Origin of the sequence: Streptomyces sp. NPDC020489, from assembly GCF_044386545.1 — a bacterium.
GTDB lineage: Bacteria > Actinomycetota > Actinomycetes > Streptomycetales > Streptomycetaceae > Streptomyces.
Window position 1 is genome coordinate 281,291 of record NZ_JBIRUZ010000003.1, and the last position, 15,923, is coordinate 297,213.

Sequence of the window (15,923 nt, forward strand, 5' to 3'; positions counted from 1 at the left end):
GTGGATAGGGGCTGAGCATCATGGCGTACGACGTCGAGAAGCCGGACGAGCAGTGGCGTGCGGAGCTGGACCCGGCCGAGTACGCCGTGCTGCGGCAGGCCGCCACCGAGCCCGCCTTCACCGGTGAGTACACCGACACCAAGACCGAGGGCGTCTACTCCTGTCGCGCCTGCGGCGCCGAACTCTTCACCTCCACCACGAAGTTCGAGTCCCACTGCGGCTGGCCGAGCTTCTACGACCCGAAGGACACCGACGCCGTGGAGCTGGTCGCGGACCGCTCCCACGGGATGGTGCGGACCGAGGTGCGGTGCGCGCGGTGCGGGTCGCATCTCGGGCACGTGTTCGAGGGGGAGGGGTATCCCACCCCGACGGACCAGCGCTACTGCATCAACAGCATCTCGCTGCGGCTGACGCCGGTCGAGGGCTGAGGTGACCGGCCGGCCGGGGGCCGAGGGCGGGGGCCGCCCGGCCTCGGGCCGGATCGCCTCCGTACGTCGTCGGGCGTACGACGGGTGCGCCTGCCCCCGCCCTGAAGAGGCCCAGCCCCGGTAAGAGGCCGCCGTGGCTGCCCAGGCCGTCCGCCGCCCCACCCGCCCCCTTCGAGTTGCCCGCTGCCCGCGGCCGTGCCGTCATGGACGGGGGGATCACGGAGTCTGGGAGCGCGCATGACCGACGTGGCGATGTCCGGCGACGACCGTCCTACCGCCGCCGCCTGGCGCAACCTCGCGGTGGCCACCATCGGTTTCACGCTCACCTTCTGGGCGTGGAACCTGATCGCCCCCCTGGCCGGGGACCTCGACGACACGCTGCACATGACGTCGTTCGCCCAGTCGGTGCTGGTCGCCGTGCCCGTCCTGGTCGGTTCCCTCGGACGGGTGCCCGTCGGCGCCCTCACCGACCGCTACGGCGCCCGGATCATGTTCCCGCTGACCAGCGCCCTGACGATCGTGCCGGTGCTGCTGCTCATCCCCGCCCACGACTCCTACGGCGCGCTCATCGCCGTGGGTTTCGTGCTCGGCCTCGGCGGTACGACGTTCGCCATCGGTGTCCCGCTCGTCAACTCCTGGTTCCCGCCCAAGCGGCGGGGCGGCGCGCTCGGCGTCTTCGGGATGGGCATGGGCGGCGTCGCCCTGTCCGGCTACTTCACCCCCCGGATGTACCGGCACGGCGAGAACCTCCCCTTCCTCGTCCTGGCGATCGCCCTCGCCCTGTACGCGGTGCTCGCGTACTTCCTCATCAACGACCGACCGGACCGCCCCATCCCCTCCACCCCGCTCGCCACGCGGCTCGGCCAGGCCGGGCGGCTGCGGGTGACCTGGGAGCTGTCCGCGCTGTACGCGGTCGGGTTCGGCGGCATCGTGGCGTTCGGGGTGTACCTGCCCACGTACCTGAAGACCTGGTACGAGCTCGACCCCACCGACGCGGGCACCAGGGCCGCGGGGTTCGCCCTGGTCGCCGTGGTGTTCCGGCCGATCGGCGGCTGGCTGTCGGACCGTGTCCACCCGGCCGTGGTCACCGCCTGGGCGCTGGGCGCGGTGGCGATCCTCGCGACCTTGCAGGCCTTCGACCCGGCCCTCGTGCCGGGCGCCACGGTCTGCCTCCTGGTGATGGCGGCCGCCCTCGGCGCGACCAGCGGGGCGGTCTTCGCGCTGGTCGCCCGGGTCACCCCGCAACCGCAGGTCGGCAGCGTGACCGGCATCGTCGGCGCGGTGGGCGGCCTCGGCGGCTTCGTCCCGCCGCTGGTCATGGGCGCCGTCTACAGCGCCAAGGACTCGTACTCCATCGGCTTCATGCTCCTGTCCGACCTCGCCCTGGCCGGCTGCGTCTACGCCTACGGCCGGATGCGCGACGCGGGCCGCGACAAGGCACCGGCGGCGCGGGCCGCGCAGGAGGAGCGGGTCCTGGGCTGACGGATCCGGTCCCGGTGAGGGGCGCGGTGTCCGCCGCAGGCTACTTCCGGTCCGGTGTGGGTGTGGCCTTCGGTATCGGCCGCTTCCCGGTCCGGTGAGGGCGTGGCGTCCGGCACGGGCTACTTCCGGTCCGGTGTGGGCGTGGTCTTCGGCGTCGGTCGCTTCCCGGTCCGGTGTGGGCGTGGCGTCCGGCGCAGGCTACTTCCGGTCCGGCGAGGGCGCGGCCTTCGGCACTGACCCATGGCGTTACAGGCTCCTCGTAGGCGCGGGCCGCGCGGGACCCCGCCGGAGCGGGGAGGGGGGCCTCCGCCGATAGCGGGGCGGGGGCCGAGGCCGGCGGACACGCGTCGGTCGTCGACGCCGCCCGCGGACGGGCCCGATCGCATGCCGTCCGCAATCTTGACGGCCCGCATGTTACCGGTAACATCTTCTGTCGTGCTGCGAGAGACCCGTGTCGTCCAAGCCCCGGTGTTCAGCCCGGCCGCCGCCGTCGCCTCGTGCGTCGGCTTTGTTCTCATGGGTGCGCTCCAGGCCCTGTACGGCCCGGCGATCCCCGCCTTTCGCGAGGAGTTCGGGCTGTCCCCGTCGACCGCGGGACTGGGGCTGAGCGCGCACTTCGTCGGCGGGGTCGCCGGGGTGCTGCTGTTCGACCGGTGCTACGGGGTGATCGGCAACCGGCGGATCCTCGGGGCCTCGTACCTGCTCATGGCCGTGGGGGCGGCGGGCTTCGCGCTCGCCCCGAACTGGCCGCTCGCCCTCGCCGCCGCACTGCTGGCCGGACTCGGCTTCGGCGGTCTCGACTACGGCCTCAACCAGCTGTTCGCCGTGGGCTTCGGGCACCGCTCGACGGCCATGCTGAACATCCTCAACGCCCACTTCGGCATCGGGGCGATCCTGGGCCCGGCCGTGATCGGCGCGGTCGGTGCCGAGCACTACCCGGCGGTCTTCCTCGTCTTCGCGCTGGTCAACCTGCCCTTGCTGCTGTGCCTGAAGGGGGTGCGGAACACGGCGCCGCAGCCCTCCGAGGTGTCCCCGGACTCCGGTGGACCGGTGGTCGCCAGCAGCCTCGCCTCGGTGCTCGCCGTGTTCGTCGCGCTGTACGTCCTGCACGTCGGCATCGAGGCCGGGGTCGGCGGCTGGGAGCCCACCCATCTGGAGACGGTCGGCTACGGCGCCGGGGTCGCCGCGACCGCCACCTCCGTGTACTGGCTGATGATGACCGTCGGTCGCTTCTTGGTCGTCCCGATCGCCCTGCGGTACTCGCCTCAGGCCATCATCACCGTCTCCTGCACCGGCATGACGGTCTGTCTGCTCCTTGCGCAGGTAGCCGAGTTGGCGCCCTACGCCTACGCCGGTGTCGGCCTCTTCATCGCCCCGATCTTCCCCACCGGACTGCCCTGGCTGCACCGGGCCGCCCCGCGTGCCCGCCGCGCCGGAGCCCTGGTCATCGCCGCCTCGATGGGAGGTGGCGTGGTGGCCGGACCGGCGCTCGGCAAGGCCATCGAATGGTCCGGAGTCGAGGCCGTCCCCCTCATCCTCGGCGCCGTCTCGGCCCTGTGCCTGGCGGCGACGCTCTGGCTGATCCGCAGCACCCGTTCCCGCTGAACCCCACCCGCACGAACCGCTCTTGTCGAAGTCCATCGAAGTCCGAAGTCTCATCGAAGCCTTGGCGAAGGGAAGCTCCGCATGCCCGCACTGACGACGTCGCCCGACGGTTTCCTGCTGCACGGCGAGCCGTTCCGCATTCTCTCCGGCGCCATCCACTACTTCCGCGTCCACCCCGACCAGTGGGCGGACCGGCTGCGCAAGGCCCGGCTGATGGGCCTCAACACCGTCGAGACCTACGTCCCCTGGAACGCCCACCAACCCGACCCGGACGGCGAGTTGGTCTTCGACGGCCTCCTCGGCCTGCCCCGCTACCTCGGTCTCGCCCAGGACGAGGGCCTGCGCGTGCTGCTGCGGCCGGGCCCGTTCATCTGCGCCGAGTGGGACGGCGGCGGACTGCCCGGCTGGCTCACCGCCGACCCCGACATCCGGCTGCGCAGCTCCGACCCGCGCTTCACCGGCGCGATCGACCGCTACCTCGATCGCCTGCTGCCCCCGCTGCTGCCGCACATGGCCGCGGCCGGCGGACCCGTGATCGCCGTCCAGGTGGAGAACGAGTACGGCGCCTACGGCGACGACACCGCCTACCTCAAGCACCTCGCACAGGCCTTCCGCGACCGGGGCGTGGAGGAACTCCTGTTCACCTGCGACCAGGCCATCCCCGAGCACCTGGCCGCCGGCAGCCTCCCCGGTGTCCTGGCCGCCGGCACCTTCGGCGGACGGATCGACGCCGCGCTGGAGCAGTACCGCGCGCACCGACCCGAAGACCCGCTGATGTGCGCGGAGTTCTGGATCGGCTGGTTCGACCACTGGGGCGGCCCGCACCACACGCGGGACGCGGCCGACGCCGCCGCCGACCTGGACCGGCTGCTGTCGGCGGGCGCCTCCGTCAACATCTACATGTTCCACGGCGGCACCAACTTCGGCTTCAGCAACGGCGCCAACCACAAGCACGCCTACGAACCCACCGTCACCTCCTACGACTACGACGCCCCGCTCACCGAGTCCGGCGACCCCGGCCCCAAGTACCACGCCTTCCGCGAGGTCATCGCCCGCCACGCGCCCGTCCCCGACGAGCCCGCCCCGGCCCCCGCACCCAAACTCCCCGCCACCGCGGTGCAGTTGACCCATCGCGCCCCGCTGCTGACGCACGCGGACACCCTCGCCGAGCCGCTGCACACCGAAGACCCGGCGACCATGGACCAGTTGGGCCTCAGCTCCGGCTACGCGCTCTACCGGACCACCGTCCCGACCGCCGGTCAGGGGCTGCTGCACTTCGCGGGCGGCGTCGGCGACCGTGCCCAGGTCTTCCTGGACGGCGCCCCCGTCGGCGTCCTGGAACGCCGCCACCACGACGAGACCCTGCCGGTCCACGTGCCCCGCCCCGGCGCGACGCTGGAGGTGCTCGTGGAGAACATGGGCGGCGTCAACTACGGCCCCCGCATCGGCGCCCCCAAGGGTCTGCTCGGCGCGGTCTCCTTCGACGGCACCGTCCTGCGCGGCTGGGACAACCACCCGCTGGCCCTCACCGACCTGACCGCCCTGCCGTTCACCCCGTCGCAGGCAGCCACGGCCTCCGTACCCGCCTTCCACCGGGGCACCTTCGAGGTGGCGGAACCGGCCGACGCCTTCCTCGCCCTGCCCGACTGGACCAAGGGCCAGGCCTGGGTCAACGGCTTCCACCTCGGCCGATACTGGAACCGCGGCCCCCAGCACACCCTGTACGTGCCCGCCCCGGTCCTGCGCCCGGGGGCCAACGAGCTCGTCCTGCTCGAACTGCACGGCACCACCAGCACCCAAGCCCAGCTCACGGACGCCCCCGACCTCGGACCGGAGACGTTCTGATGCCGCACCACCTGCGAGTGCCCGCACCCAGCGGGCCCCCGCTCACCGGCCACCTCCCCTTCACCGACGCCCCGGGCGTGCCCGACCCGATCGAGGTCACCAGCCGCTACCTCACCCGCGGCGGCCGACCCTGGTTCCCCGTCTCCGGCGAGTTCCACTACTCCCGCTTCCCGGCCGGGGAGTGGGAGGAGGAGCTGCTGAAGATGAAGGCGGGCGGGGTGAACGTCATATCCGCCTACGTCATCTGGATCCACCACGAGGAGATCGAGGGCCGCGTCCGCTTCGACGGCGACCTCGACCTGCGCCGCTTCGCCGAACTCTGCGCCCGCCACGGCCTGGACTTCATCCCCCGCATCGGCCCCTGGGTGCACGCCGAGGTGCGCAACGGCGGTCTGCCCGACTGGGTCCTGGCCCGCGACGGCACGCCCCGCACCGACGACCCGGTCTATCTGGCCGCCGTACGGCCCTGGTTCGCAGCGATCGCCGGGCAGCTGCGCGGCCTCGACCGCGCCCACGGCGGCCCGATCGTCGCCGTCCAGATCGAGAACGAGCTCTACGACCAGCCCGGCCACCTGCTCACCCTCAAGCGGATGGCGCAGGAGGCCGGACTGAGCGCCCCGCTGTGGACGTCGACCGCCTGGGGCGGGGTCCGACTGCCACCCGACGAACTGCTTCCGCTGTACGGCGGATACACCGACGCCTTCTGGACGGACGCCGACGGAGGCTGGCCCGACACCTGCCGCAAGCACTTCTTCTTCACCCATCAGCGCGACGACGAGGGCATCGGCTCCGACCTGCGCCCGCTCGGCAGCGTACGCGGCAGCGCCCCCGATGCCTCCGCCGACCGATTCCCCTGGGCCACCTGCGAGTTGGGCGGCGGCATGGCGGCCTCCTACCACCGGCGCCCGCGGGTCGACGCCGCCGACATCGCCGCCCTCGGCCTCACCAAGATCGGGTGCGGCTCGGTGTGGCAGGGCTACTACATGTTCCACGGCGGCACCAACCCGAAGGGCGAACTGACCTCCCTCCAGGAGTCCCACGCCACCGGCTACCCCAACGACCTGCCCGTCCTGACGTACGACTTCCAGGCGCCGCTGGGGGAGTACGGGCAGTACCGGGACACGTACGACGAACTGCGGCTTCAGCACCTGCTGTTGGCCGACTTCGGGCATCTGATCGCGCCCATGGAGTCCGTGCTGCCCGAGGAGCGGCCGCGCGGACAGGACGACCGGGAGACCCTGCGCTGGGCCGTGCGCACCGACGGTGAGTGCGGGTTCCTCTTCGTCAACAACCACCAGCCGCACGAGCCGTTGCCGGACCACCCGGGGACGTCGTTCACCGTGGAGTTCGCGCGGGGCGGCCCGTTGAGCCTTCCGAGCGCTCCCGTGACCGTCCCGTCCGGTGCCGTCCTCTGCTGGCCGTTGCGGCTCGACGTGGCCGGTGTGCGGTTGGAGTGGGCGACGGCCCAGCCGGTGTGCACGGTGGCCGACGACGGTCGAACGGTGCTGGTGCTGGCGGCCGTTGAGGGGGTCGCCCCCGAACTCGCCCTCGCCGAGCAGGCGGTGGGCTCGGTGTCCACGCCCTCCGGTGACGTCGGGTACGCCGACGGCCGGGTGCTCGTCACCGGGCTGCGTCCCGGGACCGAGGCGTTGGTCGAGGTGGAGACGGTGGAGGGTGGCCGGGTCGGGCTGCTCGTCCTGGACGCGGCGACCGCGCGTACCGCGTACCGGGGGGTGGTGTGGGGCGCCGAGCGGCTCGTGCTGGCCGAGGGCGGGGTGGTGTTCGACCGCGGTGAGATGCGGCTGCACGCGGTCACCGAGCGGCCGTCGTTCGCCGTGTTCCCCGCACCGGACGGGGAACCGGGGTTCGCGCGGTACACCCTGGACGCGGACGGCACCTGTGCCGGTGAGGCGTCGGTGGCGCTCGTACGGCCCGCCGGGGCCGCGCCCGAGCCGGTCACCGGGGTCCAGGGGCGGGCGAGCGCGCCGGACGACAAACACTTCGACGCCGTCGCCGCGGAGTACCGGGTGGACCTGCCGCGCGAGGTGCCGCCGGGGACGCTGTTGCGCGTGCACTGGAGTGGGGACGTGGGGCGGGCGTATGTGGGGGACGTTCTTGTCGCCGACCAGTTCTTCTCAGGGCGGGTGTGGGACATCGGGCTGGACCGGCTGCCGGAGGGGGTGTTGCGGTTGCGGGTGTCGCCCGCGCCTGGCGCGGCCGGCGTGTACGTGCCGCCGCAGGCGGGGGAGGGGTGGAGGAGGGTGGGCGTCGAGCGGGTGGAGCTGGTGACGTCCCGTCGGTGGACTGTGCGGTGAGTTGTCGGCTGCGGGTGGGTTTGTGGGGGGTGGGTCGTCGGCTGCGGGTGGGTGGGGGCTGGGCGCGCAGTTCCCCGCGCCCCTGAGGGTGTTGGGGTGATCCGGGGTTCTCGCAGTGCGGTGCTGTGGAGTGTTCGGCTGCGGGTGGGTGGGGGCTGGGCGCCAGTTCCCCGCGCCCCTGGCGGCGTTGGGGTGGGCCGGCGCCATGGTCTGCGGCCCCTGCCAGCCCTGCCGGCTCCCGCGGCTCCCGCGGTCCTGACGGCCCCCGCAGCTCCCGCGGCCCCCGCGGTCCTGGCGCCCCTGGCGGCGTTCGGGTGGGCCGGCGTTATGGTCCGCGACCCCCGCGACCCCCGCGACCCCCGCGACCCCCGCGGTCCTGGAGGCCCCCGCGGCCCTGGCGCCCCTGGCCGCGATGGGGCGGGCCAGCGATATGGTCCGCGGCGTCGGTGGCGTGGATCTGAGGGCGTCGTCTCGGCGCTTGCGACCTATGCTGAGGCCCGCCCCTCGTCCTCGTGAGAAAGTGCGCCCGATGACCCCTCGCGCTGCCGACGCTCCCGCTCCCAAGGGGCGCAGTCGGCGCAACTTCGCGGGGGCGCGGCCGGTCATGGACGACGTGGCGCGGCTGGCGGGGGTGTCCAAGCAGACGGTGTCCCGGGTGCTCAACGATCACCCGGCCGTCCGGCCCGAGACCCGGGAGGCCGTGCGGGCGGCGATGCGGAGTCTGGGGTACCGGCCCAGTCGCAGCGCGCGTTCGCTGGCCAGTGGGCGGACCCGGATGCTCGGTGTCATTTCCTTCGACGCCGCACGGTACGGGCCCGCCAGCATCCTGACGGCCATCAACACCGCCGCCCAGGAGGCGGGGTATCTGCTCAGCTCCATCGCCCTCGACGACACCGCCGACCACGACACGGTCGCCGAGGCGGTGGAGCGGCTGTCGGCCGAGGGGGCGGACGGCGTCATCGCCATCGCGCCGCAGCACCGGGTGGGGCAGGCGCTGGCGGACACCCGGCTCGACACGCCCCTGGTGGTCCTGGAGAACGAGGTCAGGGGCTCCACCCCGCTGGCCACCGCCGACTCCCGCGCCGGCGCCCGCAAGGCCGTCGAGCACCTGCTGCGGCTGGGGCACGCGACGGTGTGGCACATCGCCGGACCCGCCGGCTGGACCTCCGCCGACCAGCGCATCGAGAGCTGGCGGGGGACCCTGAAGGCGGCCGGCGCCGAGATCCCCGAACTCCTCGTCGGTGACTGGAGCGCGGACTCCGGCTACGAGGCGGGGCGTGTGCTGGCCCGGCGCCCCGAGGTCACCGCGGTCTTCGCCTCCAACGACCAGACGGCCCTGGGCCTGCTGCACGCCCTCCACGAGGCGGGCCGCCGGGTCCCCGACGACGTGAGTGTCGTCGGCTACGACGACATCCCCGAGGCGGCTCATCTGCTGCCGCCGCTGACCACCGTGCGCACCGACTTCGCCGAGATCGGCACCCGTGCGCTCCGGCTGCTGCTGGACCGTATGGACGGGCGCGCCGAGGAGCACCCGGAACCGGTGATCCCCGTCGAACTCATCGTCCGCCGCAGCTGCGGACGCCCTCCGCGGGGCCGGTAGCGCCGACCGCGCCACGTCCCTTCCGTACCGACCGAGCGGTGGGGGACGCGGTACACCCCGGAAGGAAAGATCATCTGGACGGAGTCGCCGTTGCCCTGACGCGGGGCGCGGCCGGTCAGGGGCGGTCGAGTTCGAACCACACCACCTTGCCGCCGCTCAGCCGGGTGGCCCCCCACCGCCGTGCCACCCGGTTCACCAGGTGCAGGCCCCGTCCGCCCTCGTCCGTGGCGCGTGCCTGCCCCAGCACCGGCAGCCGGGGCTCGTCGTCGGTGACCTCGCAGCGCAGGACGTCCGTGCGCAGCAGCCGCAGGGTCAGCGGCCGGGAGGCGAAGCGGACGGCGTTGGTGACGATCTCGCTGACCAACAGCTCGGTGGTGTCGCTCAGTTCGTCGAGGCCCCAGCGGGTCAGGGTGCGCCGGACCAGGCGCCGGGCCCGGCTCGGGGTGGCGTCCGAGGGCTCCAGGAACCAGTACGCCACGTCGCTCGGCGCGATGCCCTCGAAGCGGGCGGCGAGCAGCGCGATGTCGTCGTCCCGGTCGCCGGGTCCGAGCATGTCGAGCACGTCGTCGCAGAGCGCCTCCAGCGGCGGCGGACGGTCGGGGCCGGTCAGCTTCGCCGTCGCGGAGAGCCTCTCCCTCAGCTGCTCCATGCCGCTCCACACGTCCCGGATACGGGACTCCACCAGGCCGTCGGTGTAGAGCAGCAGAGTGGCGCCGGCCGGGGCGTCCAGCTCGATCGCCTCGAAGGGCACGCCCCCGACCCCGATCGGCGCGCCCGGAGGCACCCGCAGCACCTCGGCCCGGCCGCCCGGGTGCAGCAACAGGGGTGGCGGGTGACCGGCGTTGGCGATGGTCATCCGGTGCGCCACCGGGTCGTAGACCACGTACACACAGGTCGCCATGCGGTCGGTGCCGAGGCGCTGGGCCTGCTCGTCCAGGTGGTGCAGCACCTCCTGCGGCGGCATGTCGAGCCCGGCGAGGGTCTGGGCGGTGGTCCGCAGCTGGCCCATGATCGCGGCCGAGGTCATGGAGTGGCCCATGACGTCACCGACGACCAGCGCGACCCGGCTGCCGGGCAGGGGGATCGCGTCGTACCAGTCGCCGCCGACCCGCGCGGTCTCGGCGGCCGGGAGGTAACGGGACGCCAGCCGGACCCCGGTGGGGCGGGGCAGGGTCTCGGGGAGCATGGCGCGCTGGAGTTCGTCGGCGATGTACGCCTCCCGGCCGTACAGGGCCGCCTTGTCGATGCCGAGCGCGCTGTGGGTGGCGAGTAGGGCGGCGATCAGGAGGTCGTTCTGCTCGAAGGCGGGGCGGTCCGGGGTGCGCAGGAACAGCGCGGCGCCGATGACGCGGCGGCGGCCGCGCAGGGGGGCGAGGATGGCGTGCCGGTCGGCGGGGACGAGCGACTCGCCCTCCTTGCCGAGGAGTTCGGGCAGGGCGAGGTCGGCCGCCGGGGCGTCCGTGAAGACGGGGCGTACGCCGCGCAGCACCTCCGCGAGCGCGCCGCCCGCCGGCACCGCGCAGCGCTCGGCGACGAGTTCGTCCAGAGCGCGCGGGCCCGGTCGCGGGGCCCCGTCGTCCGGCTCCTCCGGAATCCGGTCCGTGCGGTGCAGTCGCAGCACCAGCGGTCCGGTGGGGCGTTCGTCACCGACCGGCAGCGGGTCGCGCAGATAGACCAGGATCGCGTCCGAGAACGTCGGTACGGTCGCCCGGCACAGCCCCATCACGATCTCGTCCAGGTCGATGCCCCGGGCGATCCGCCGGGTGGCGGCCCCCGCGAACCGCAACCGGTCCCCGTCCTGACGCATCGGCATGGGAACAGCGGCGGACGTGGAGGGCGGGGCGTCGGGGGCGACGCGTGAGGGGAGCGGGGGAAGGGCGTCGGCGGCGGTGCGTGAGGGGAGTGGGGGCACGGTGTCCGCGGCGACGGGCGATGGAAGCGCTCCCTCGGTCCGGCCGCGCCACCCGGACCCGTCGGTGAGGGCCGTCGTGCCGGACCCGTCGATGAGAGCCCGCGTGCGGGACCCGTCTGCCGGAGCGTCGCTCACCCCCAGGGCGACGTGTGTCGAGAGTTCGCCGACCGCCGTGACGTCGGCGGCCTCGAAGGCCTCGCGGTCGGGGCGGCGCAGGAAGACGGCCACGCCCACCACGCCCCGGGTGCCGGTCAGGGGGGCGAGCAGGACACGGTTGCCGTCGGGGGCGGGGTGCGCCGCGCCCAGCAGTTCACGCAGCGCGCCGTCGAGTTCGGGGGAGGGGCGGCCCAAGGTCGCACCCGCGCGCAGGACTTCGGCCAGGACGCCGGACGGGCTCACCGAGGCGAGGGCCGGTACGGATCCGCCCACGACGCCGCCCGGGTCCTTCCCGGTCCCGGGGTCGGACTCCAGCTCCTTCGCGGTCATCCGAGCCAGTTCCAGGCGCAGTTCATGGAAGGCGCGGTGGCCCAGGACACGGACGGCCCGGGTGACGGTGGCCTCGCTGGTGCCCGCGAGCCGGGCGATGGCGGCCTTGGTGAGGGACGCCCCGCGAGCCGGGTCGGCGGCGAGGATCTCGACGACCTGCCGCACCCGAGGGGGTGCGCCGGCGGGAAGCCGCCTCAGCAGGGCGCCTCCGGTGAGCGAGGGGCCGCGTGGCGCGGGGACATGGGCGTCGCGGACGTCGCCGGCCGCCAGCCGGAGGGTGCGGGGCACCGTCCCCGGCCCGCCCGCACCGCCGGGGGCGGCGTCGAGATAGACGAGGACCGCGTCCGCCACGTGCTCCGCGCTCACCGCGCACAGCTCCCGGACGACCGCCGCACGGTCCTCGGCGCGGGCGATGCGGCGAACCGCCAGGGCGAGCAAACGTTGGGGATCCGACCGCATTGCCTCTCCGTGCAGGTGACCACGGGCACGGACTCCACAGCCCGGCGTCTGCCATCCTCGGGGAGCCCGGAAGATCTGTCCAGCCGTTCAAGAACAGCGGCTCCTGCCAACTTGGCGTCCGCAAAGGTCACTTGGCGGTACGGACCGTGCCCGTCCGGTCACCGTCCGAGCGGCAGCGACACCGTGAACACCGTTCTGCCCGGCTCGCTGCTCACCTCGACCGTCCCTGCGTGGGCCCGGACCAGGGAGCTGGCGACGGCCAGGCCCAGGCCGCTGCCGCCGCGGTCGCGGCTGCGGGCCTTGTCGACCCGGTAGAAGCGGTCGAAGACTTTCTCGCGGTCGGCGGGCGGGATACCGGGTCCGGCGTCGACGACCCGGACGACCGCCCGGCCGGATTCGGCGGAGACGGTCACCGACACCGGGGTGCCGGCGGGGGTGTGGACGGCCGCGTTGGTGAGGAGGTTGTCGAGGACCTGGCGGACGCGGTGCGGGTCGAGGCGCAGGACGAGCGGGTCCACGGCGTCCGGGACCGAAAGGGGGTGGTCGGGGTGGGCGGCGCGGAAGGCGTCGGCCGCCTCGTGGACCAGTGCGACCAGGTCGGTGTCCGTGGGCCGCAGCGGGGTGTCCACCTCGGCCGCGTCCAGCCGGGCGAGCAGCAGCAGGTCGTCCAGCAGGACGCCCATCCGGGCCGCCTCCGCGCGCAGCCGCGCCAGATGCCGTTCCCGTTCCCCGGGCGCGTTGGCGGCGGCGTACTGGAAGAGGTCCGCGTAGCCGCGTACCGACATCAGCGGTGTACGCAGTTCGTGGGAGGCGTCCGCGACGAACCGGCGCAGCCGCTGTTCCGCCTCCGCGCGCACCGCGAGCGAGTCGTCGATGTGCTCCAGCATGGTGTTGAACGCGGTGCGCAGCTCCTCGACCTCGGGGCCGCCGCCCTCGCGGTCCGCGCGCAGCGGCAGCCGGGCCTCCGGGTCGGTGAGGTTGTGCGAGGAGATGCCGTGCGCGGTGTGGGCCATGTCGCTGAGCGGCTTCAGGCCGTTGCGCAGCACTTTCCGGCCGAACAGGACCAGCGCGAGCAGCGCGAGCCCGAAGGTGACGACCTGGATCGTGATCAGCTGCCCCACGGTCTCGTCGATCTCGTCCATCGGCGCCGCGCTGACCAGGACCACGCCGGGTTCGACCTCGCAGGCCCGCAGCCGGTAGTCGCCGGCGCCTTCGAGGTGCTCGGTGCGCAGCACCTCGGTGCCGCCCGCGGTCTGGGCCTGCGCCAGGGACGTGAGGTCGTCGACGTCCTCGGGCAGGTCGGAGGCGTCTTCGGGGGTGCGCAGCCGGGCGGTGCCGTCCTTCACGTCGTAGACCGCGTAGTACCAGCGGTAGTACTTCTTCCCCGCGAGCGAGCCGTGGTCGGCGATGCTCTTGGACTGGGCGACCTGGGCGAGCTGGAGCTGCTCGTTGAGCTGGGCCGACAGATAGTCGCGCATGTACGTCGTCAGGGCGGTGCCCACGACGCCGAACACCACCAGGGCCAGCGCGCCGAGGCCCAGGGCCAGCCGGGTGCCGAGGCGGAGCCTGCGGTAGGTCCGGCGCAGCCGCCCGATCACTCGGGCGCCTGCCGGATCACGTAGCCGAAGCCGCGGACGGTGTGGATGAGCGGTGCCCTGCCGTCGTCGGGTTCGTCCAGCTTGCGGCGCAGCCGGCTGACGACCAGCTCGACGACGTTGGAGCGGCCGCCGAAGCCGTACTCCCACACGTGGTCGAGGATCTGCGCCTTGGTGAGCACGGTCGGTGACTTGCGCATGAGGTAGCGCAGCACCTCGTACTCGGTGGGGGTGAGGGTGAGCTGCTTGTCGGCGCGGCGCACCTCGCGGGTGTCCTCGTCCATCGACAGGTCGCCCACCCGCAGCACGGACCGCTGGAAGCCGGGCCCCGCGGAGCGCCGGAGCACGGTCCGCAGCCGCGCCATCAGCTCCTCCACGGCGAACGGCTTGACCAGGTAGTCGTCGCCGCCCCGGGTCAGCCCCGCCACCCGGTCGGCCACCGCGTCCCGGGCGGTGAGGAAGACCACCGGCACCATCGTGCCCGAGCTGCGCAGCCGCTCCAGGACGCCGAAGCCGTCGATGTCCGGCAGCATCAGGTCGAGCACCACGATGTCCGGCCGGAACTCCGCGGCACGGCTCAGCGCCTCCTCCCCGGAGTTCGCCGTCACCGCGTCCCAGCCCTCGTACCGGGCGACGGTCGCGACGAGGTCGGCGATGGGCGGGTCGTCGTCCACGACGAGGAGGCGTACTTTTTCCACCCGTTCATAGTGCGTCACGCGGGCACCGTCTCCGGGGCCGGTGGTGGCTCGCGGCCACATCGATAACCACTTGAAAGTTGCACGACAGGTAATCGACAGGTCGCCCGAGCCAAGCTCGGGGTACACCGGCCCCGATCAAGGAGCTCCCTTCCGTGACGACGACCGTCAAACCGCCCACCGCGCCCTCCACGGCGATACGGCCCAAAGTGGTGGCCCGCGCGGGCCTGTACGCCGTGATCGCCGTGAACGTGGCCGTGGTCGCCTTCTTCTTCGCCCAGGCCGGGTTCGCCTCCAACGCGCTGATCGTGCTGGGCCGGCTCGCCGGTCTCTACGGCGCCCTGTTCATGGCCTTCCAGCTCCTGCTGGTGGCCAGGCTGCCTTGGCTGGACCGCCGGATCGGCATGGACCGGCTGACGTCCTGGCACCGCTGGACCGGGTTCGGCATCCTGTGGACGCTCCTCGCCCACCTCGTCCTCATCGCCTTCGGCTACGCCGCGGGCACCGAGGTCGGACCGATCGGCACGGTCGTCGACCTCGCCGAGACCACCGAGGGCGTGCTCCGCGCGCTCACCGCCTTCGCGATCATCCTCGTCATCGGCTGCGTCTCGGCCCGCTACGCGCGGCGCCGGCTGGCCTACGAGACCTGGCACTTCATCCACCTCTACACCTACGTCGCGGTGCTGCTGGCCTTCACCCACCAGGTCGCCGTCGGTACGACGTTCACCTCCTCGACCGCCGCGACCGCGTACTGGTACGGCCTGTGGACCGTCGCCCTCGGCTCGGTCGTCCTGGGCCGGATGGTGCTGCCGCTGTGGCGCAACCTCCGCCACCAGTTCCGGGTCGAGGCGGTCGTCCCCGAGTCCGACAACGTCGTCTCGATCTACGTCACCGGCCGCGACCTCGACAAGCTGCCCGCCCGGGCCGGCCAGTTCTTCCTGTGGCGCTTCCTCACCAAGGACCGCTGGTGGCAGGCCAACCCCTTCTCCCTGTCGGCGGCCCCCGACGGCCGCACCCTGCGCCTGACCGCGAAGGTCGCCGGTGACGGCACCGCCGCGCTGCGCCACCTCGAGATCGGCACCCGCGTCTTCGCCGAGGGCCCCTACGGCGCCTTCACCGCGCTGCACCGCACCCGCCCCGAGTCCGTCCTCATCGCCGGCGGTGTCGGCGTCACCCCGATCCGCGCCCTCCTGGAGGAGCTGCACGGCCACGCGGTCGTCATCTACCGCGTCGCCACCGACCGGGACGCCGTCCTCCACGAGGAGCTGCACGAGCTCGCTCTCGCCAAGGGCGCCGAGCTGCACCTGGTCACCGGCCCGCCGGTCCCCGACAAGCTGGCCCCGGCCGAGCTGCGGCGCCTGGTCCCCGACATCGCCGACCGGGACGTCTTCCTGTGCGGGCCGCCCCCGATGATGAACGCCGTGCTCGCCACCCTGCGGGAGCTGGGCGTGCCCAAGGCGCAGACCCACTTCGAGCGCTTCAGCCTGGCGGGATGAGGAAG

General features: G+C 73.3%; 10 protein-coding genes and 1 pseudogene. 7 read left to right on the forward strand and 4 right to left on the reverse strand.

Annotation, left to right across the window (positions count from 1 at the left end):
* The first annotated feature begins 20 nt into the window (after positions 1 to 20).
* The 6 genes from msrB (at position 21) to ACH41F_RS08375 (ending at position 9,275) form a co-directional block, all read left to right on the forward strand.
* The gene (gene msrB / locus ACH41F_RS08350; RefSeq protein WP_391233843.1) at positions 21 to 428 is read left to right on the forward strand and encodes a peptide-methionine (R)-S-oxide reductase MsrB; all 408 of its coding nucleotides are present in this window, start codon (positions 21 to 23) and stop codon (positions 426 to 428) included.
* 237 nt (positions 429 to 665) lie between these two features.
* Entirely contained in the window at positions 666 to 1,910 is a 1,245-nt protein-coding gene (locus tag ACH41F_RS08355) for an MFS transporter (protein ID WP_391233844.1), read from the forward strand.
* 516 nt (positions 1,911 to 2,426) lie between these two features.
* The gene (locus ACH41F_RS08360; RefSeq protein WP_398834279.1) at positions 2,427 to 3,515 is read left to right on the forward strand and encodes an MFS transporter; all 1,089 of its coding nucleotides are present in this window, start codon (positions 2,427 to 2,429) and stop codon (positions 3,513 to 3,515) included.
* A gap of 81 nt (positions 3,516 to 3,596) precedes the next feature.
* Positions 3,597 to 5,360, forward strand: coding sequence for a beta-galactosidase family protein (locus ACH41F_RS08365; RefSeq protein WP_398833901.1), 1,764 nt, complete (start codon positions 3,597 to 3,599; stop codon positions 5,358 to 5,360).
* Positions 5,360 to 7,675 carry a beta-galactosidase gene (locus ACH41F_RS08370; protein WP_391233846.1) on the forward strand — a complete coding sequence of 772 codons (2,316 nt, stop codon included), beginning with the start codon at positions 5,360 to 5,362 and terminating at the stop codon, positions 7,673 to 7,675. The genes ACH41F_RS08365 and ACH41F_RS08370 overlap by 1 nt, the downstream gene beginning before the upstream one ends.
* 529 nt (positions 7,676 to 8,204) lie before the next feature.
* Positions 8,205 to 9,275: a substrate-binding domain-containing protein gene (locus ACH41F_RS08375; RefSeq protein ID WP_391233847.1), complete on the forward strand. Its 1,071-nt coding sequence runs from the start codon at positions 8,205 to 8,207 to the stop codon at positions 9,273 to 9,275.
* Between the two features lie 115 nt (positions 9,276 to 9,390).
* Here ACH41F_RS08375 and ACH41F_RS08380 read toward each other — a convergent pair whose 3' ends face one another.
* From ACH41F_RS08380 to ACH41F_RS08395, 4 genes and pseudogenes are all read right to left on the reverse strand, one after another.
* Complete coding sequence (locus ACH41F_RS08380; RefSeq protein WP_398834281.1) at positions 9,391 to 11,187, reverse strand: SpoIIE family protein phosphatase; 1,797 nt, start codon at positions 11,185 to 11,187, stop codon at positions 9,391 to 9,393.
* 486 nt (positions 11,188 to 11,673) lie between these two features.
* Positions 11,674 to 12,132 (reverse strand): annotated as a pseudogene (locus ACH41F_RS08385) (hypothetical protein); the annotation flags it as partial.
* Between the two features lie 158 nt (positions 12,133 to 12,290).
* Positions 12,291 to 13,730 (reverse strand): ATP-binding protein, encoded by a 1,440-nt coding sequence (locus ACH41F_RS08390; RefSeq protein WP_391233848.1) that lies wholly within the window; start codon positions 13,728 to 13,730, stop codon positions 12,291 to 12,293.
* Positions 13,727 to 14,485 carry a response regulator gene (locus ACH41F_RS08395; RefSeq protein ID WP_391233849.1) on the reverse strand — a complete coding sequence of 253 codons (759 nt, stop codon included), beginning with the start codon at positions 14,483 to 14,485 and terminating at the stop codon, positions 13,727 to 13,729. Before ACH41F_RS08395 ends, ACH41F_RS08390 begins: the two co-directional genes overlap by 4 nt.
* A gap of 92 nt (positions 14,486 to 14,577) precedes the next feature.
* Here ACH41F_RS08395 and ACH41F_RS08400 point away from each other — a divergent pair, with 92 nt between their 5' ends.
* The gene (locus ACH41F_RS08400) at positions 14,578 to 15,918 is read left to right on the forward strand and encodes a ferric reductase-like transmembrane domain-containing protein (RefSeq protein ID WP_398833904.1); all 1,341 of its coding nucleotides are present in this window, start codon (positions 14,578 to 14,580) and stop codon (positions 15,916 to 15,918) included.
* The last annotated feature ends 5 nt before the right edge of the window (positions 15,919 to 15,923 follow it).